17 protein-coding genes are annotated in these 18,850 nt (G+C 53.3%); 2 read left to right on the forward strand and 15 right to left on the reverse strand.

From position 1 onward, the window contains the following. Positions 1-22: 22 nt before the first annotated feature. From rnhB to rpsB, 15 genes are all read right to left on the reverse strand, one after another. Positions 23-619, reverse strand: coding sequence for a ribonuclease HII (gene rnhB / locus FU672_RS13175; RefSeq protein ID WP_049123388.1), 597 nt, complete (start codon positions 617-619; stop codon positions 23-25). Further along, the gene (gene lpxB, locus FU672_RS13180) at positions 616-1,764 is read right to left on the reverse strand and encodes a lipid-A-disaccharide synthase (RefSeq protein WP_090418985.1); all 1,149 of its coding nucleotides are present in this window, start codon (positions 1,762-1,764) and stop codon (positions 616-618) included. Before lpxB ends, rnhB begins: the two co-directional genes overlap by 4 nt. Beyond that, positions 1,764-2,552 (reverse strand): acyl-ACP--UDP-N-acetylglucosamine O-acyltransferase, encoded by a 789-nt coding sequence (lpxA, locus tag FU672_RS13185; RefSeq protein ID WP_148243568.1) that lies wholly within the window; start codon positions 2,550-2,552, stop codon positions 1,764-1,766. The genes lpxB and lpxA overlap by 1 nt, the downstream gene beginning before the upstream one ends. Positions 2,553-2,555: 3 nt before the next feature. Then, on the reverse strand, positions 2,556-3,011 hold the full coding sequence (gene fabZ, locus FU672_RS13190) for a 3-hydroxyacyl-ACP dehydratase FabZ (protein ID WP_010426706.1): 456 nt from the start codon (positions 3,009-3,011) through the stop codon (positions 2,556-2,558). Positions 3,012-3,113: 102 nt separating this feature from the next. Next, positions 3,114-4,139, reverse strand: coding sequence for a UDP-3-O-(3-hydroxymyristoyl)glucosamine N-acyltransferase (lpxD, locus tag FU672_RS13195; RefSeq protein ID WP_148243569.1), 1,026 nt, complete (start codon positions 4,137-4,139; stop codon positions 3,114-3,116). 3 nt (positions 4,140-4,142) lie between these two features. Continuing rightward, positions 4,143-4,637, reverse strand: a complete 495-nt coding sequence (skp, locus tag FU672_RS13200) for a molecular chaperone Skp (RefSeq protein WP_148243570.1) — start codon at positions 4,635-4,637, stop codon at positions 4,143-4,145. A gap of 122 nt (positions 4,638-4,759) precedes the next feature. Beyond that, on the reverse strand, positions 4,760-7,177 hold the full coding sequence (bamA, locus tag FU672_RS13205) for an outer membrane protein assembly factor BamA (RefSeq protein ID WP_148243571.1): 2,418 nt from the start codon (positions 7,175-7,177) through the stop codon (positions 4,760-4,762). 29 nt (positions 7,178-7,206) lie between these two features. Then, the gene (rseP, locus tag FU672_RS13210; RefSeq protein ID WP_148243572.1) at positions 7,207-8,559 is read right to left on the reverse strand and encodes a sigma E protease regulator RseP; all 1,353 of its coding nucleotides are present in this window, start codon (positions 8,557-8,559) and stop codon (positions 7,207-7,209) included. Positions 8,560-8,570: 11 nt separating this feature from the next. After that, positions 8,571-9,428, reverse strand: coding sequence for a phosphatidate cytidylyltransferase (gene cdsA, locus FU672_RS13215; protein ID WP_023310457.1), 858 nt, complete (start codon positions 9,426-9,428; stop codon positions 8,571-8,573). A gap of 12 nt (positions 9,429-9,440) precedes the next feature. Beyond that, on the reverse strand, positions 9,441-10,199 hold the full coding sequence (gene ispU / locus FU672_RS13220) for a (2E,6E)-farnesyl-diphosphate-specific ditrans,polycis-undecaprenyl-diphosphate synthase (RefSeq protein WP_024907522.1): 759 nt from the start codon (positions 10,197-10,199) through the stop codon (positions 9,441-9,443). Positions 10,200-10,385: 186 nt separating this feature from the next. After that, positions 10,386-11,585, reverse strand: a complete 1,200-nt coding sequence (gene ispC, locus FU672_RS13225; protein ID WP_148243573.1) for a 1-deoxy-D-xylulose-5-phosphate reductoisomerase — start codon at positions 11,583-11,585, stop codon at positions 10,386-10,388. 95 nt (positions 11,586-11,680) lie between these two features. After that, positions 11,681-12,238 (reverse strand): ribosome recycling factor, encoded by a 558-nt coding sequence (frr, locus tag FU672_RS13230; protein WP_023334573.1) that lies wholly within the window; start codon positions 12,236-12,238, stop codon positions 11,681-11,683. Positions 12,239-12,405: 167 nt separating this feature from the next. Next, entirely contained in the window at positions 12,406-13,131 is a 726-nt protein-coding gene (gene pyrH, locus FU672_RS13235; RefSeq protein WP_006173609.1) for a UMP kinase, read from the reverse strand. Between the two features lie 150 nt (positions 13,132-13,281). Further along, a complete protein-coding gene (gene tsf / locus FU672_RS13240) occupies positions 13,282-14,133 on the reverse strand; it encodes a translation elongation factor Ts (RefSeq protein ID WP_014882627.1) in 852 nt (283 codons plus the stop codon). Positions 14,134-14,250: 117 nt separating this feature from the next. Beyond that, the gene (rpsB, locus tag FU672_RS13245; protein WP_003856207.1) at positions 14,251-14,976 is read right to left on the reverse strand and encodes a 30S ribosomal protein S2; all 726 of its coding nucleotides are present in this window, start codon (positions 14,974-14,976) and stop codon (positions 14,251-14,253) included. 321 nt (positions 14,977-15,297) lie between these two features. On the opposite strand from rpsB, the gene map reads away from it, so the two are divergent. Together map and glnD are read left to right on the forward strand one after the other, a co-directional pair. Further along, positions 15,298-16,092 (forward strand): type I methionyl aminopeptidase, encoded by a 795-nt coding sequence (map, locus tag FU672_RS13250; protein WP_023310454.1) that lies wholly within the window; start codon positions 15,298-15,300, stop codon positions 16,090-16,092. 63 nt (positions 16,093-16,155) lie between these two features. After that, the gene (glnD, locus tag FU672_RS13255; protein WP_148243574.1) at positions 16,156-18,831 is read left to right on the forward strand and encodes a bifunctional uridylyltransferase/uridylyl-removing protein GlnD; all 2,676 of its coding nucleotides are present in this window, start codon (positions 16,156-16,158) and stop codon (positions 18,829-18,831) included. The last annotated feature ends 19 nt before the right edge of the window (positions 18,832-18,850 follow it).

Here is an 18,850-nt window from a genome sequence, read left to right on the forward strand (position 1 = left end):
ACTTAATTGCTTGCGTATTGATTCAGGACACCCGTCCCAGGGCGCGTTTCACCGGGCCAAAGCTGCGACGGTGGTGTTCGGTTGCGCCATGTTCAGCCAGTCTTTCCAGATGGAAAGGTGTAGGATAACCCTTGTGCTGGGCGAAACCGTACTGAGGGTAAGTGAGATCCAGCGCGGCCATTTCGGCGTCACGCGTCACTTTGGCAATAATAGAAGCTGCGCTAATTTCTGCGACCCGGCTATCGCCTTTGACGACCGCCATTGAAGGCATGGGTAATGCCGGACAGCGGTTGCCGTCAATCAGGACATATTCCGGGGAAATGTTCAAACCCGCTACCGCGCGCTGCATCGCCAGCATCGTGGCATGCAAAATATTCAGCTCGTCTATTTCATGCGGTTCAGCGCGCCCCAGGCTCCAGGCCAGCGCCTTCTCCTGAATCTCACTAAACAGCGCCAGCCGGCGCTTTTCAGACAATTTTTTTGAGTCGTTCAGCCCAATAATCGGGCGAGCCGGATCGAGGATCACCGCGGCGGTCACCACAGCCCCGACTAACGGGCCACGACCCACTTCGTCCACACCCGCCACAAGGCGAGTGTGAGGATAAACAAATTCCATCATTTTGCTAACTCCAGCACCGCATCAGCCGCTTGCTCATCAGCATTACAGCGGATCAGTTGATGCAGTTCGCGGAAGGTATCGTGCATCTGGTGGCTGGTTTTGCCGTTGGCGAGCAGCGGCAGCAGCGCATCGGCGAGCGCCTGCGGCTGGCACTCATCCTGCAGCAGCTCTTTCACCAGCTCGCGCCCGGCAAGCAGGTTTGGCAGGGAGACATAATCCGTTTTCACCAGACGTTTTGCCAGCCAGAAAGTGAACGGCTTCATGCGATAACCGACCACCATCGGGCATTTCGCCAACATACATTCCAGCGCCGCCGTGCCGGAGGCCAGCAGCGCGGCATCGCTCGCATACATCGCTTCCCGCCCTTTCCCGTCCAGAAGACGGACGTGAAGATCCGGGGCAACTTCCGCTTTGATGCGCTCAAACTGCTCGCGGCGTTTGGCATTCACCAGCGGAACAACCACTTCAAGATCGGGATAAGTCTGGCGAAGAATTTGCGCTGTTTTGAGGAAATCGGCGCTCAGCATCTCAACTTCTGCGCCACGGCTGCCTGGCAGCAATGCCAGACAGTGCACATCATGCGGGATGCCCAGCACGTCGCGCGCCGCGTTTTTATCCGGATCCAATGGCATCGCATCCGCCATGGTATGACCGATAAAACGGCACGGAACATTAAATCTGTCGTAAAACGCTTTTTCGAAAGGCAGAAAAGCCAGCACCAGGTTGGTGGACCGTCCAATTTTGAAAACGCGTTTCTGTCGCCACGCCCAGACGGACGGACTGACGTAGTGAATGGTTTTAATGCCCTGCTTTTTCAGATTCCCTTCGAGGGTAATGTTGAAATCAGGTGCATCGATACCGACAAACACATCGGGTTTGAGTTCGGTAAAACGGCGGGTGAGATCGGCACGGATGTGCAGTAAACGGCGTAGCCGTCCCAGCACCTCAACGATGCCCATCACGGCCAGCTCTTCCATTTCATACCAGGCTTCACAGCCTTCGGCCTGCATCAGCGGGCCAGCAACGCCGACAAAGCGAGCATTGGGTACACGCGCCTTAAGCGCGCGGATGAGACCTGCACCAAGAATATCGCCGGAGGTTTCTCCGGCGACCAGGGCTATCGTAAGCGGACGACTGTCGACCATTAACGAATCAGACCCCTTGTTGAACGGTCAAAGAATTCCATGAACGCGTTCACTTCCGGGTGCTGATTCGCCAGCTCGGCAATTTCCGGCTTCGCCTCTTCCAGCGTTTTACCGCTACGGTACAGCTGTTTGTACGCGTTGCGGATGGCAGTAATCGCTTCGCGACTAAAACCACGACGCTTGAGACCTTCGATGTTCACGCCAAACGGCGTGGCATGGTTGCCCTGCGCAATCACATAAGGTGGGACGTCCTGCGCCACACCGGAGCATCCGCCAACCATCACGTGCGCACCAATGATGCAGAACTGATGGACTGCGGTCATGCCGCCAATAATTGCGAAGTCATCAACCGATACGTGTCCTGCCAGCGTTGCGTTGTTGGCAAGAATACAGCGGTCACCTACGGTACAGTCGTGCGCGATATGCGCATTAACCATAAACAGGTTATCGCTGCCCACCTTCGTCAACCCACCACCTTGTACTGTTCCACGATGAATGGTGACGCTTTCGCGAATACGGTTACGATCGCCAATTTCCAGACGGGTCGACTCACCAGCATATTTCAAATCCTGGTTAACTTCGCCGATGGAGGCGAACTGATAGATCTCGTTATTGCAGCCAATGGTCGTGTGACCATTCACGACAACGTGAGATTTCAGTACTGTACCCTCACCAATTTCGACATGGGGTCCAACAATACAAAACGGGCCAATGTGGACGTTAGCGCCAATGATGGCACCGGTTTCCACAATAGCGGTAGGATGAATAAAGGAGGATTTATCAATCACGTATCAGGACTCCCGGCTACGAGCACACATCATCGTCGCTTCGCAAACAACTTTGCCGTCAACCAGCGCTACGCCTTTGAAGCGAGTCAGGCCACGACGCGTTTTTTCAAAAGTGACTTCCATGATCATCTGATCACCAGGCACGACAGGGCGCTTAAAGCGCGCTTCATCAATACCCGCGAAGTAATACAGCTCACCTGGCTCCAGTTTGCCAACGCTTTTAAACGCCAGAATACCGGTAGCCTGAGCCATCGCTTCCAGAATCAACACACCCGGGAAGATAGGCTTACCAGGGAAGTGCCCCTGGAAGAACGGCTCGTTCACGGAAACATTTTTCACTGCGCGCAGAAAACGACCTTCTTCAAAATCCAGCACACGGTCTACCAGCAGAAACGGGTAGCGGTGCGGCAGAAGTTCTAAAATCTCTTCAATATGCAGAGTATGAGTGTCAGTAGTCAAAATACTCTTCCTGTCAAAATGTACTGATAACAATAATAACACGGCCTGCCGGTTTATTAGAAAGCCGACAGGCCGGGAAAAATAGCGTTAAACGGATGACGCTTAATCTTGTTGATCGATCTTACGCTCAAGAGACTTGAGGCGCTTGCTCATATCATCAATGTTCATCACCAGAGCTGCTGTTTTACGCCATACCTTGTTGGGTTGTAGCGGAATGCCTGAGGAATAGACGCCAGGTTCAGTGATAGGACGCATTACCATGCCCATTCCCGTCACGGTGACCTTGTCGCATATTTCCATATGGCCATTAATCACGCTCGCACCGCCAATCATACAATAACGGCCAATTTTCAGGCTGCCTGCCATGATGACGCCACCCGCAACCGCGGTATTGTCGCCAATCACAACGTTATGCGCAATCTGGCACTGGTTATCAATGATAACACCATTGCCAATGATCGTGTCGTCAAGCGCGCCACGATCAATGGTGGTACAGGCGCCGATCTCTACGCGATCGCCAATAATGACGCGACCAAGCTGCGGGATCTTAACCCAGTTACCGCGATCGTTAGCGTAACCAAAGCCATCAGAACCAATCACAGTGCTGGACTGGACGAGGCAATTTTCGCCAATTTCAACATCATGATAAACGGACACATTGGCCCATAAACGGGTCCCGGCGCCGATTTTCGTATTTTTCCCAACGAAGCAACCCGGGCCAATGACGACGTTATCGCCCAGCACAACACCGGATTCGATAACCGCATTCGCGCCAACGGCGACGTTGTTACCCAGCCTGGCCGTCGCATCAATCGCTGCACTGGCGGCAATGTTCTGCGCCGGTTGCGGCGTGGTATCAAGAATTTGAGCCATGCGTGCATACGTCAGGTAGGGGTTTTTCACTACCAACGCGCTTACAGTGGCAAATGGAAGATCGTCCTGCGTCAGAACAACAGCTGACGCCTGGCATTGAGCCAGTTGCTCACGGTACTTAGGGCTTACCATGAAGGTAATCGTGCCAGCTTTAGCAGATTGCATGGACGCAACAGCGGTGATGACGATATTGCCATCACCGTGTAATTCTGCATCCAACTGCTGAGCTAAATCAGCCAGTCGAATTGAAGGCATTACTTATTTAACCTGTTTCAGAACATCAGCAGTGATGTCTTTAACATCTTTGCTGTTATAAGCAACGGCGTTCGCATCTACAACCAGATCGATACTCTGATCGGCAGCCACTGCTTTAACAGCAGTCTGAATGCGAGTTACCAGCTTGCCGCGTTCTTCGTTAGAACGACGCTGACGATCCTGCTCAAAAGCCTGCGCTTTCTGGGAGAACGCCTGGCGCTGAGCCATTACGTCTTTTTCCAGCTTGCTGCGGTCGCTTGCTTTCATGGTAGAACCATCACGCTGCAGACGCTGCATTTTGGACTGAAGATCGTTTTCCATACCCTGCAGTTCGCTTGCACGGCCTTTGAATTCGTTTTCCAGAGTCGCAGAAACACCTGTTTTCTGTGCAACCTGCTGGAACAAATTACCCATGTTGACGATTGCAATTTTGTCTGCTGCCTGAGCAGAAGTTGCCATCGCTAAACCGAGACCTGCAGCTAATAACCACTTTTTCACAATTAACTCCTTACCATCCCATTGGCACCAGAAGGTACCGTTCTTTGCGTGGCAAGGCGACCGTGTTACCGATCGCCAGTTGTCAGCGCTACACTGCCAACGCATTCCTTTGCAGCGGATTATTACCAGGTTTTACCAATGTTAAACTGGAATTGCTCCGCTTTGTCTCCATCATATTTCTTAAACGGCTGGGCGTAAGAGAAGACCAACGGCCCCAGCGGTGACATCCATTGTAATGCGATACCGGCAGACATGCGAATATTGCTCGGATCGCTGTAGTCAGGAATGCCTTCTGCGCGCATCTGGGCAGTATTCTGCCAGTTGGTATCCCACACGGTACCGGCATCCCAGAAGAAGGACGTACGTACCGAGTTCGCGTATTTATCACTGATAAACGGCGTTGGCGTGATGAATTCCAGGCTAGCAACGGCCATGGCGTTACCGCCCACCGCGTCATTGGAGCTACAGACTTCGGAAGAGGAAGACTTATCACAGTTATCTTTGTCGTTACCGCCGTAGTAAACCGCTTTCGGACCAATGTTGTTGGACTGGAAACCACGAACGGTGCTGGAGCCACCCGCATAGAAGTTTTCATAGAACGGCAGTTCTTTGCCACCCAGACCATCGCCATAGCCCCAACGGGTACGACCCAGAACCACCCACTTATGATCGTCATCGATCGGGAAGTAGGACGCGGTATCCAGCGTGACCTTATAGAACTCGTTATCGGAACCCGGCACGGTCACTTTACCGTTCAGGTTGACGCGAGAACCTTCCGTTGGGAAGTAACCACGGTCAAGACGGTTATAAGTCCAGCCGTAGTTAAAGGTGAAGTCATCCGCCGCGAAGCCATTGTCATTACCATTCTTACTGGTTGACTGGCCGATTGAGTCCAGATAACGCCACATCGCCACCTGCGGTTGCATGTTGGACAGGTCGTTATGCACGTAACCTAAGCCCGCACGCAGGGTGTTGTATTCGTTAACCGGGAAGCCAAGCGTACCGTCTACACCGTAACTCTTGTTGGTGTAGGAAGACAGATCCGCGTCGTCTGCTTTAAAGTCGTTATAGAAGATACGACCGCCCAGGCTCACACCGTCTACGGTGAAGTATGGGTTAGTCACAGAGAACTCAGAGTAGGTCTGGTAGTCGTTTTTGGTGCCGTTAATACCGACAGAGTAACCCGTACCCAGCCAGTTATCCTGCTGCACGCCGACCTGGAAGCTGACGCCGCTTTCAGTACCGTAGCCCACACCGAAGTTGAAGCTACCGGTGTTGCGCTCTTTCACTTTATAAACGACATCAACCTGATCCGGGCTGCCCGGTACGCGCTGGGTATCGGTATCCACCGTTTCAAAATAGCCCAGACGGTTCAGACGCTCTTTACCCTGATCAACGAGGTCGCTTCCCAACCATGCGCCTTCCATCTGACGCATTTCGCGACGCAGAACGGAATCTTTGGAGGTGTCGTTACCAACGAAGCGGATCTTACGCACGTAGAAACGGTTACCCGCATCAACATTCACATGCAGCTTAACGGTTTTATCCGCATCGTTGATTTCCGGTTGAGTCTGTACGCGCGGATAGGCATAACCATAGCGGCCGAGCAGCTTCTTAATGCTGTCTTCCATTTTGGTTACCTTGGAACCGCTATACAGGTCGCCTGGCTGAATTTTGGTCAGCGATTCGATTTCAGCAGAATGCCCTGCCAGGTTACCACTCACTTCAACACCAGAAAGCTTGTACTGCTCGCCTTCAGTGATGTTTACCGTAATGTAGATCCCTTTCTTGTCCGGCGTCAGGCTTACCTGAGTCGAGTCGATGTTGAAACGCGCATAGCCACGATCGAGATAGTAGCTGCGCAGGGTTTCAAGGTCGCCCGCCAGTTTCTGTTTCTGGTATTTGCGATCGCCTACCACGTTCCACCATGGCACTTCATCGCGCAGCTGGAAGGTGGAGATCAGTTCGTCGGTGCTGAAGGCGTGGTTGCCGACAATGTTGATCTGCTGGATCTTCGCAGAAACACCTTCCTGGAAGACCAGTTTCAGGTCAACACGGTTACGTGGCAGCGGAGTGACAACCGCCTTCACGCTGGCACTGTATTTACCGACGCTGTAGTAGAAGTCTTCCAGACCTTTTTCAATGTCTGAAAGGGTTGTGCGGTCCAGGGATTCACCCACACGAACACCTGATGCTTCAAGGTTCTGCTTGAGCATGTCATCTTTCACCGACTTGTTACCGGAGAAAGTGATACTGGCAATCGTTGGACGTTCTTTTACCTGTACCAGCAGCGTATCACCATCGCGCAGGACGCGGACATCCTCAAAGTTGCCAGTGGCAAACAGAGCACGGATGGTGTTACTGATATCATCATCATTAACCGTATCGCCGGGGCGTACAGGCATACTGAGGAGGGCCGCACCAACGGCGACACGCTGGAGGCCTTCGAAATGAATGTCTTTCACTACGAACCCGTCAGCACCGTATACGGTGGCGCTGCTAAACAGCAGCGACGCTATGAGCAACTTTTTCATCGCCATCGTTATTATGCGTTCTTCCTAACACTCTCTTACAACCGAGAGAAATCATTGAAAAGTGCAAGCCCCATTAACAGCACCAGCAAAATCGAGCCAATGCGATAACTAAAGTCTTGAACTCGCTCGGATACCGGTCCGCCTTTTAGCTTTTCAATCGCTAAAAACAGCAGATGACCCCCGTCTAAAACGGGAAGCGGGAACAGGTTGATTATCCCAAGGTTCACGCTAATGAGCGCGAGGAACATGAGATAGTAAATCACCCCGAATTCCGCTGACATCCCAGCCCCCTGAGCAATCGAAATTGGCCCACTGAGGTTGTTCAGTTTCACATCACCGGTTATCAATTTCCCCAACATGTTGACCGTCAGCTTCATCAGTTGCCATGTTTTATCCGTGGCTTCAAGGATGGCGCTGAACGGCCCATACTGGCGTATTGTCTTGTACTCATCTGGCAGTGGGATCACTTTTGGCACAACGCCTGCAAACCCTTCTGCCTTTTTGCCGACCGACTTCGTATCCGGGATCAGCGTCAGCGAAAGCGGACTGCCTTGCCTTTCAACTTCCAGCGCGAGAGACGTTCCCGGATTATCGCGCACCAGAGTAACAAAGGTCATCCACTCTGTTAATGGTTGACCATCGACTTTAACGATCCTGTCGCCTGCTTGCAAACCCGCTTTGCTCGCCGCCGAATTTGCCTGTACTTCGGCTAATACCGGCTCGATCTGCGCGCCGCGTGGACGAATACCCAGCGCAGCGACGGGATCCTCTTTGTCTGGCTCGAAACGCCAGTGACGTAAATCGAGTACTTTGTCCTGACGCGTATCTGAACCAAACGGCGATACGCTGATGGTGGTCTGCGGATCGCCGATTTTGGCTACCAGCTGCAGTCGCACCGCATCCCAATCAGGGGTTTCGATGCCATCAATCGCTTTAAGTTCCATCCCGGATGTAATTTGCGCACCCGCCGCGATGGAGTTAGGGGCAATTTCACCCACCACCGGACGCACGCCAGGGACGCCGATGATAAACACCAGCCAGTAAGCGAAAATCGCAAAGATGAAGTTGGCTACCGGTCCGGCAGCAATGATGGCGGCGCGTTGTCCAACGGTTTTATTGTTGAATGCGCTGTGTCGCAGCTCAGGAGCGACAGGCTCGACGCGTTCGTCGAGCATCTTGACGTAGCCGCCCAGCGGGATAAGGGCGATGACAAATTCCGTGCCGTGACGGTCGGTGCGCGTCCAGAGTGCTTTACCAAAACCGATGGAAAACCGCTCTACGCGCACGCCACAGCGGCGAGCAACCCAGAAATGGCCAAATTCATGCACGGTAATCAGTACACCCAGTGCAACAATGAACGCCGCCAGATTCCAGAGAATGCTCAGCATAAAACCTTCCGTTAAATCGTCCCGAATACCAGTAAAAGCAAACACGCAAACACTGGAACAGCCGCTGTCAGGCTATCAATGCGATCCAGTATACCGCCATGCCCTGGAATCAGATGTCCGCTGTCCTTAATCCCTGCTTCACGCTTAAACATACTTTCGGTTAAATCACCGAGCACAGAGGCAAGCGCAGCAAAAATCGAGCACACCAGCAGTATTGACGGTGCCACTTCAAGATTCGCCCAGACGCCGTAGCCCCAGGAGATGATCGCTGCCGTAAACAGGCCGCCGATGAATCCTTGCCAAGTTTTGCCCGGAGAAACCTTCGGCGCCAGTTTATGCTTGCCAAACAGTTTACCAAACATATAGGCCCCGGAGTCAGCCCCCCAGACCAGAATCATCACATAAAGCAGCCAGATCGCACCGCTGTAGTGGTTTTCGTCGTAGTGCCAGGCTCGCAGCGCAACCATACCCCAGAAAAAAGGAATAATTGTGAGCAAACCAAAAATCAGTCGCAGCACTTTTGAATTACGCCATAATGCCGCGGAACCTGGATAAAAAAGAACCAGCAACAGCGCGGCAACCCACCAGGCCAACGATATCCACAAGGAACCGGCAACCAGGGGTTGATGAATATCATGATGATATTCAGGCAACGTAAACAGCATTATGGCCAGGATAAAGCCACAAAGTACCGCAAGCCATACTCGCTGAGTGCGCGAGGTAAAGCCGCTAAACTGTCCCCATTCCCACGCGGCGAGCATGCACACCACCAGCGTGACAATAGCGAATCCCACCGGGGGCAGTAAAAACAGCGCCGCAATGACAATGGGTATTAATACAAAAGCGGAAATCAGGCGATACTTCAGCAAAAGCTACCCCCATCAGGCTTTGTCGCCACCAGGCTCGGTGCCGCCGAAACGACGCTCTCGATTGGCAAAGGCATGCAGCGCACCTTCAAAGTCTTGTTCATCAAAATCGGGCCAAAGAACATCCGTAAAGTAAAGTTCGGCATAGGCAATTTGCCATATCAAAAAGTTACTTATGCGATGTTCCCCCCCTGTCCTAATTACCAAATCCACAGGTGCCTGTTCATTCATGCAGATTTGCTTGCTCAGCGCCTCTTCATCAATTTGGTCGGGTCTCAACAGCCCTTCCTGAACCTGTTCGGCCAGATGCCGAACGCCCTGGATAATATCCCAGCGTCCGCCGTAATTCGCCGCAATATTCAGCGTCAGACCGGTATTATTTTCCGTCAGCGCTTCTGCTTTGCGAATCCGTTCCTGCAAACGTGAGTTAAAACGACTGGTATCACCAATGATACGCAGGCGGACGTTGTGGCGGTGCAGGCTTTTTACTTCGCTGTCTAGCGCCCACACAAACAATTCCATCAACGCAGTCACTTCCTGCAGAGGTCGATTCCAGTTTTCACTGCTAAAAGCATAGAGCGTTAACGCATCAATGCCGTTGTTGGCGGCAAAAGAAACGGCGCGGCGAACGGATTTCGCCCCCGCTTTATGCCCAAAGGCTCGTATCTTCCCTTGTCTTTTCGCCCAGCGGCCATTGCCATCCATAATGATTGCTACATGACGGCAGCCATGAGCTGGCAAATTTTCGCTTATTGGTTGATTCGCAGACAACATAACGCGTTTTTTGTCCCTGAAAAGGATTTAACGGTACTCAGGAATACTGAAGCCTATACATAAAAAAGCCGTGTCAAACCACGGCTCACCTGACCACATAAAGTCAAATACCTGCGATCAGGTGGCGCAGACTATATCACTGAAGCCCAACGCTAACAAATAGCACGACGACTAGTGCTTGCTTTATCACCAGCTTGCGAGACGTGTCACCTGTTGGCGCGCAATATTACGCGCAGCTGCATCCACCGCCAGCACCTCTTCCACGCTTTGTGGTTCGCGCAAATCCATCATGTCCAGTACCGATAAATTTAACGACGCGATATCGGTAAAACGAATTTGCTGATTCAGAAATGCCTCAACGGTAATTTCATTGGCTGCATTAAGTGCCGTCGTCGCCGCCTGCCCCTGGTCAAAGGCATTCATCGCAAGCTTCAGACAAGGATAGCGGTCGTAGTCTGGTTCACTGAACGTCAGGGAACTTAGCTTGCAGAAATCAAGCGGCTTTACGCCGGATTTCACTCGATTTGGCCACGCCATTGAATGGGCAATGGGCGTACGCATGTCCGGCTCGCCCAACTGTGCCAGCACGCTGCCATCCTGATAACGCACCATCGAGTGAATCACCGATTGCGGGTGAATCAGTACTTCCATCTGTTTCGCTGACGCATTAAACAGCCAGCGCGCTTCAATGTATTCCAGACCTTTGTTCATCATGGTGGCAGAGTCAACGGAGATTTTACGCCCCATCGACCAGTTCGGATGACGGCACGCCTGATCCGGCGTCATGGCGCGCAGTTCAGACAGTGGCGTTTCACGGAACGGGCCACCAGACCCGGTAAGCAGAATAGACACTACGCCATTCTGCTCCAGGTCAGCGTACCCCAGGTTCTGTTGAAAAGGTTGCGGTAAACTCTGAAAAATCGCGTTGTGTTCGCTGTCGACCGGCAAAAGACGCGCGCCGCGCTGCTTCACCGCATCCATAAACAGGCGTCCACAGGTGACCAGCGACTCTTTATTGGCCAGCAGAACATCCTTACCGGCATCAATCGCGGCAAGCGTGGGCAATAATCCTGCCGCCCCGACGATAGCCGCCATCACCTGATCCACCTCATCCAGCGCCGCCATCTCACAGGCCGCCTGTTGGCCACTCAGCACCTGGGTTCGGCTGCCCTGTTCAAGTAGCTGTGCTTTCAGCAGACGCGCGCTCTCTTCGTCATCCATCACCGCATAGCGGGGCGCAAACTCCAGGCACTGCTCGACCATTCGCTGCACATTCTTACCGGCCACCAGCGCTGTCACGGTGTAAAGTTCAGGATTATGGCGAACAACGTCGAGAGTGCTGCAACCGATAGAGCCGGTTGAGCCGAGGAGTATTAAATGCTTCATGAGATGCCCGAAAAAAGTTAGACCAGATAAAAGCAAAACGCCGCCAGCAAGACCCGAAGTCCCTCTGAACGGCGTTTATCAGTGTAAGACAGAAATCAGAACTGCATCAGTTCCGCTTCTTTATCTGCCAGCGCCGCATCAATTTTCTTGATGGCAGCGTCGGTCATTTTCTGAATGTCGTCCTGAGAACGACGATCGTCATCTTCACTGATCTCTTTTTCTTTCAGCAGCGCTTTTACTTTATCGTTCGCGTCGCGACGGACGTTACGCACGGATACACGACCCTGCTCAGCTTCGCCACGAACCACTTTGATCAGATCTTTACGACGCTCTTCCGTCAGTGGAGGCAGTGGAACGCGGATGTCAGCACCCGCAGAGCTTGGGTTCAGACCGAGGTCAGAGGCCATGATCGCTTTCTCAACGGCCGGGCTCATAGAACGATCGAACACGTTGATTTTCAGCGTACGGGTATCTTCTACCGTTACGCTCGCCAGCTGACGCAGAGGGGTTGGCGTACCGTAGTATTCTACGATGATGCCATCCAGCAGGCTTGGGGAAGCACGGCCAGTACGGATTTTGCTGATTTGGGTTTTGAACGCTTCTACGCATTTTTCCATGCGTACTTCAGCATCTTTTCTGATGTCGTTAATCACGTTACGAATCCTTGAAAACTTGTCTCAGGCAGACTATCCGCCAGCACAGCGCTACAGGTGTGCTAAGTATAGTCGCGTTTAATTCATGACAACGCCAAAGGCGCGCCCGGGTAAGATACCACTACAAAATAAAGCGGAATCTTACCTGTATTTATCGTCAACGGAAATTATTCCGTGATCAAAGTGCCTTCTTTTTCGCCCATGACCACGCGACGCAGTGCGCCAGGCTTGTTCATGTTGAAGACACGGATCGGCAGTTTGTGGTCGCGAGCCAGCGTGAAGGCGGCAAGATCCATCACTTTCAGCTCTTTATCCAGCACTTCGCTGTAGCTCAGCTGATCGTACATGGTGGCAGAAGGATCTTTTGCCGGGTCGGCAGTAAACACGCCATCGACTTTGGTCGCTTTCAGTACCACATCGGCTTCGATCTCGATACCGCGCAGGCAGGCAGCGGAATCGGTTGTAAAGAACGGGTTACCCGTACCGGCGGAGAGGATCACCACGCGGTTATTGCGCAGCAGGCTGATGGCTTCTGCCCAGCTGTAATTATCGCATACGCCATTCAGTGGAATCGCGGACATCAGGCGGGCATTCACATAGGCGCGATGCAGTGCATCACGCATTGCCAGGCCATTCATCACGGTTGCCAGCATACCCATGTGGTCGCCCACAACGCGGTTCATCCCCGCTTTCGCCAGACCAGCACCACGGAAAAGGTTGCCACCGCCAATGACCACGCCAACCTGGATACCCAGTTCGACCAGTTCTTTGATTTCCTGTGCCATGCGATCAAGGATGCTTGCGTCAATACCGAAGCCTTCCGTTCCCTGCAGTGCTTCGCCACTCAGCTTAAGCAGAATGCGTTTGTACACGGGTTTTGCATTGGTAGCCATGTTTCTTTCCTGAGACTGTCAACGATTAAGATGGGGGTTAATTCTGGCGACATGATATGCCGCAAATCAGCACAGCGATACTGGAGCCTGTCTGATTTCCTGTGACGGGTGACAAAAAGAAGCCGCCCTCAGGCGGCTCCTTTTCAATCATTAAGACTGCTTGGACATTGCAGCAACTTCTGCTGCGAAGTCAGTCTCAACTTTCTCGATGCCTTCGCCCACTTCGAAGCGGATGAAGCCAGTTACGTCAGCGTTGTGCTCTTTCAGCAGCTGAGCAACAGACTTGCTTGGGTCCATTACGAATGGCTGGCCAGTCAGAGAAACTTCGCCGGTGAATTTCTTCATGCGGCCTTCAACCATTTTCTCTGCGATTTCTTTTGGCTTACCAGACTGCATCGCGATGTCCAGCTGAACCTGGTACTCTTTCTCTACCACTTCAGCAGACACGTCTTCTGGCTTAACGAATTCTGGTTTGCTTGCAGCGATGTGCATAGCCAGCTGTTTTACCAGCTCTTCGTCAGCGCCTTTAGCCGCAACCAGAACACCGATACGTGCACCGTGCTGGTAAGAGCCCAGAACGTCGCCTTCCAGAGAAGATACGCGACGGATGTTGATGTTCTCACCGATTTTAGCAACCAGCGCAACACGTTCTTCTTCGAACTGTGCTTTCAGAACTTCAACGTCAGTGATTTTACCAGCAACAGCTGCGTCCAGAACTTTGTTAGCAAATGCCTGGAAACCACCATCTTTAGCAACGAAGTCAGTCTGGCAGTTAACTTCCAGAATGATGCCGTAGTTGCCGTCGATCTTAGTGATGATCACGCCGTCAGCAGCAACGTTGCCTGCTTTTTTAGCTGCTTTGATCGCACCGGATTTACGCATGTTTTCGATTGCCAGCTCGATGTCGCCGTTCGCTTCAGTCAGCGCTTTTTTGCAATCCATCATGCCTGCGCCAGTACGCTCGCGCAGCTCTTTTACCAGGGATGCGGTAATTTCAGCCATTCTTAAATCCTCGGGAGATGTGAACTGCCCGGCCGGGGGCCAAACAGTGTAAATTGAAAAAAGGGGCCGGTAATGGGCCCCTATTCATACACGGTACTAATAAGGGGTAAAACCTTATTATTCAGCTTCTACGAAGCTTTCTTCCGCCTGAGAAGCCAGATCCTGGGAACGGCCTTCACGAACGGTAGCAGCTACAGCACTCAGGTACAGGCTAACAGCACGGATTGCGTCGTCGTTACCCGGGATAACGAAGTCAACACCGTCCGGATCGGAGTTGGTATCAACGATAGCGAATACCGGGATACCCAGGTTGTTAGCTTCTTTGATTGCGATGTGCTCGTGGTCTGCATCGATTACGAACAGCGCGTCTGGCAGGCCGCCCATATCTTTGATACCGCCCAGGCTGTTTTCCAGCTTGTCCAGTTCACGAGTGCGCATCAGCGCTTCTTTCTTAGTCAGCTTGTCGAAAGTACCGTCCTGAGACTGGGTTTCCAGATCTTTCAGGCGTTTGATGGACTGACGAACAGTTTTCCAGTTGGTCAGCATGCCGCCCAACCAGCGATGGTTCACGAAGAACTGGTCGCAGCTGTTAGCAGCATCTTTCACAGCTTCGCTTGCAGCGCGCTTAGTACCAACGAACAGAATCTTACCTTTACGGGAAGAGATCTTGTTCAGCTCAGCCAGGGCTTCGTTGAACATTGGTACAGTTTTCTCAAGGTTGATGATGTGAACTTTGTTACGCGCGCCGAAGATGAAAGGCTTCATTTTCGGGTTCCAGTAACGGGTCTGGTGACCAAAGTGAACACCAGCCTTGAGCATGTCGCGCATGGAAACAGTTGCCATGTTTAAAACCTCTATATTGAAAGTTGGGGTTATGCCTCCACGTATCCCATATTACCGACCCCGAAGGGCACCCCGGAATATGTGCCGATACGTGTGTGTTGTTACACAAAGTGAGATTTGTCGCTTCCGTCCAGCCTGTGTATCTGAGATGGATCGGAAGTCCGGCGCGCTTTATACCACAAAACACGACCAGAAACCAACAGTTGTTGGCGGAGTGTGCTGTTAATGATTCTCAATTTGGCACGGGGTGTGCCTGACTGATACCATTGACGACACTTAGACTAGTATTGTCGAAAAAATCGACACCGATGGACAGATTACATGGCTATCTCTATTAAGACACCTGAAGAAATTGAAAAGATGCGCGTCGCCGGTCGTCTGGCCGCGGAAGTGCTGGAAATGATCGAACCGTTCGTGAAGCCGGGCGTCAGCACCGGTGAACTGGACCGTATCTGTAACGACTATATCGTGAACGAGCAGCACGCGGTCTCCGCCTGCCTCGGCTACCACGGTTTCCCGAAATCCGTCTGCATCTCTATTAATGAAGTGGTGTGTCACGGCATTCCTGACGATGAAAAACTGCTGAAAGATGGCGACATCGTCAATATCGACGTGACCGTCATTAAAGACGAGTACCACGGTGACACCTCAAAAATGTTCATCGTTGGCAAGCCGACTATTCTTGGCGAGCGTCTGTGCAAAGTGACGCAAGAGAGCCTCTACCTGGCGCTGAAAATGGTTAAACCGGGTATTCGCCTGCGTACCATCGGTGCGGCAATCCAGAAGTTTGTGGAAGCGGAAGGTTTCTCCGTGGTACGCGAGTATTGCGGTCACGGCATTGGTCGCGTCTTCCATGAAGAACCGCAGGTCCTGCATTATGATGCCGATGACGGCGGCGTGGTGCTGCAAAAAGGTATGACCTTTACTATCGAGCCGATGGTCAACGCGGGTGATTACCGCATCCGAACCATGAAAGACGGCTGGACGGTGAAAACCAAAGACAGAAGCTTGTCTGCGCAGTACGAGCATACTATTGTGGTAACAGACAACGGCTGCGAAATTATGACGTTGCGCAAGGATGACACCATCCCGGCGATACTGACGCACGATGAATGATAAAAAAGCCGGCAAATGCCGGCTTTTTTAATGGCTATAGTTTTTTCTTATGGGTGGCGCACGATGAGTAATCTTTTACCCGAACAGTATGCTAACACAGCACTTCCCACCCTTCCCGACCAGCCCGATAACCCGGGCGTCTGGCCGTCGCACGAGCTGAGCTGCGCGCATATTAAAGCCCATATGGATGTTTTCCATCGCTGGCTGGGTAGCGCGTTCGACGCAGGCGTGTCGGCCGAGCAGCTCATTGAAGCGCGCACCGAATTTATCGACCAGCTGCTGCAGCGCCTGTGGATCGATTACGGGTTTGGGCAAATCAGTGATGTTGCGCTGGTTGCCGTCGGGGGCTATGGCCGCGGTGAGCTGCATCCGCTTTCCGATATCGATCTTCTGATCTTAAGCCGCAAAAAGCTCCCGGATGAACAGGCGCAAAAAATTGGTGAACTGCTGACGCTGCTCTGGGACGTGAAGCTGGAAGTCGGCCACAGCGTGCGCACCCTGGAAGAGTGTCTGCTGGAAGGGTTATCGGACCTGACCGTCGCCACCAACCTGATTGAAACCCGCCTGCTGATCGGTGACGTCGCCCTGTTCCTGGAGTTGCAAAAACACATCTTCAGCGACGGCTTCTGGCCGTCAGAAAAGTTCTTCGCTGCGAAGGTTGAGGAGCAAAATCAGCGCCACCAGCGCTACCACGGCACCAGCTATAATCTTGAACCCGATATTAAAAGCAGCCCCGGCGGCCTGCGCGACATCCACACCCTGCAGTGGGTCGCCCGCCGCCACTTTGGCGCCACCTCGATGGACGAGATGGTCGGCTTCGGCTTCTTAACCGAGGCCGAGCGTAACGAGCTGAACGAATGCCTGCACCTGCTGTGGCGCATCCGATTTGCCCTGCATCTGGAAGTCACCCGCTACGATAACCGCCTGCTGTTTGACCGCCAACTCAGCGTGGCTCAGCGCCTGAATTATCAGGGCGAGGGCAACGAGCCGGTTGAGCACATGATGAAGGATTTCTTCCGCGTCACCCGCCGGGTGACCGAGCTGAACCAGATGCTGTTGCAGCTGTTCGACGAGGCCATTCTGGCCCTGACGGCGGACGAGAAACCGCGCCCGATTGATGACGAATTCCAGCTGCGCGGCACGCTTATCGATCTGCGCGACGAAACGCTGTTCATCCGCGAGCCGGAAGCGATTCTGCGGATGTTCTATACCATGGTGCGCAACAGCTCCATCACCGGGATCTACTCCACCACCCTGCGTCATCTGCGCCATGCGCGCCGTCATCTGACGCAGCCGCTGTGCTATATCCCGGAAGCGCGCTCGCTGTTCCTGAGCATGCTCCGCCACCCGGGCGCCGTCAGCCGTGGGCTGCTGCCGATGCACCGCCACAGCGTGCTGTGGGCCTACATGCCGCAGTGGTCGCACATTGTCGGGCAAATGCAGTTTGATCTGTTCCACGCCTACACGGTGGATGAACATACGATCCGCGTGATGCTCAAGCTGGAAAGCTTTGCGAAAGAAGAGACGCGCTCCCGCCACCCGCTGTGCGTGGAACTGTGGCCGCGGCTGACCCATCCGGAACTGATCCTGATTGCTGCCCTGTTCCACGATATCGCCAAAGGTCGCGGCGGTGACCATTCGGTGCTGGGCGCACAGGACGTACTGAAATTTGCCGAACTGCACGGTCTGAACTCACGTGAAACGCAGCTGGTGGCCTGGCTGGTGCGCCACCATCTGCTGATGTCGGTCACCGCTCAACGTCGTGACATTCAGGATCCTGAGGTGATCAAGCAGTTCGCGGAAGCGGTTCAGACGGAAAACCGTCTGCGCTATCTGGTCTGCCTGACGGTGGCCGATATCTGCGCCACCAACGAAACGCTGTGGAACAGCTGGAAGCAGAGCCTGCTGCGCGAGCTGTACTTCGCTACCGAAAAACAGCTGCGTCGCGGGATGCAAAACACCCCGGACATGCGCGAGCGCGTGCGTCATCATCAGCTCCAGGCACTGGCACTGCTGCGGATGGATAACATTGATGAAGAGGCACTGCATCAGATTTGGGCCCGCTGCCGTGCCAACTACTTTGTCCGCCACAGCCCAAACCAGCTTGCGTGGCACGCGCGGCACCTGCTGAAGCACGATCTGTCCCAGCCGATGATCCTGCTGAGCCCGCAGGCCACCCGCGGCGGGACGGAGATTTTCATCTGGAGCCCGGACCGACCTTATCTGTTTGCTGCGGTCTGCGCCGAGCTGGACAGGCGTAATCTGAGCGTTCACGACGCGCAGATTTTCACCACCCGCGACGGCATGGCGATGGATACCTTTATCGTGCTTGAGCCGGACGGCAGTCCGCTCTCGTCGGACAGGCATGAAGGAATACGTTTTGGTCTGGAACAGGCGATTACCCAGCGCAGCTGGCAGCCCCCGCAGCCGCGTCGCCAGCCGGCGAAATTGCGCCACTTTACCGTCGATACCGAGGTCAATTTCCTGCCGACCCACACCGACCGTAAATCGTTCCTGGAGCTGATCGCGCTCGACCAGCCAGGGCTGCTCGCCCGCGTCGGCCAGGTTTTTGCCGATCTGGGAATTTCGCTTCATGGGGCCCGAATTACAACCATTGGCGAGCGAGTAGAAGATTTATTTATAATCGCGACAGCGGACCGGCGTGCCCTTAATAATGACCTGCAACTTGAAGTGCAACAACGGTTGACAGCAGCCCTCAATCCAAACGATAAAGGGTGATATGTTTTTTAGTGAAATG

Origin of the sequence: Enterobacter asburiae, assembly GCF_008080435.1 — a bacterium.
Classification (GTDB): Bacteria; Pseudomonadota; Gammaproteobacteria; order Enterobacterales; family Enterobacteriaceae; genus Enterobacter; species Enterobacter asburiae_C.

Coding starts and splice junctions, on each gene's coding strand:
- lpxD (WP_148243569.1), bottom strand. CDS start 4,139: ATGCCTTCAATTCGACTGGCTGATTTAGCTCAGCAGTTGGATGCAGAA.
- tsf (WP_014882627.1), bottom strand. CDS start 14,133: ATGGCTGAAATTACCGCATCCCTGGTAAAAGAGCTGCGCGAGCGTACT.
- map (WP_023310454.1), top strand. CDS start 15,298: ATGGCTATCTCTATTAAGACACCTGAAGAAATTGAAAAGATGCGCGTC.
- rseP (WP_148243572.1), bottom strand. CDS start 8,559: ATGCTGAGCATTCTCTGGAATCTGGCGGCGTTCATTGTTGCACTGGGT.
- pyrH (WP_006173609.1), bottom strand. CDS start 13,131: ATGGCTACCAATGCAAAACCCGTGTACAAACGCATTCTGCTTAAGCTG.
- lpxB (WP_090418985.1), bottom strand. CDS start 1,764: ATGGTCGACAGTCGTCCGCTTACGATAGCCCTGGTCGCCGGAGAAACC.
- bamA (WP_148243571.1), bottom strand. CDS start 7,177: ATGGCGATGAAAAAGTTGCTCATAGCGTCGCTGCTGTTTAGCAGCGCC.
- glnD (WP_148243574.1), top strand. CDS start 16,156: ATGAGTAATCTTTTACCCGAACAGTATGCTAACACAGCACTTCCCACC.
- rnhB (WP_049123388.1), bottom strand. CDS start 619: ATGATGGAATTTGTTTATCCTCACACTCGCCTTGTGGCGGGTGTGGAC.
- ispU (WP_024907522.1), bottom strand. CDS start 10,199: ATGTTGTCTGCGAATCAACCAATAAGCGAAAATTTGCCAGCTCATGGC.
- ispC (WP_148243573.1), bottom strand. CDS start 11,585: ATGAAGCATTTAATACTCCTCGGCTCAACCGGCTCTATCGGTTGCAGC.
- rpsB (WP_003856207.1), bottom strand. CDS start 14,976: ATGGCAACTGTTTCCATGCGCGACATGCTCAAGGCTGGTGTTCACTTT.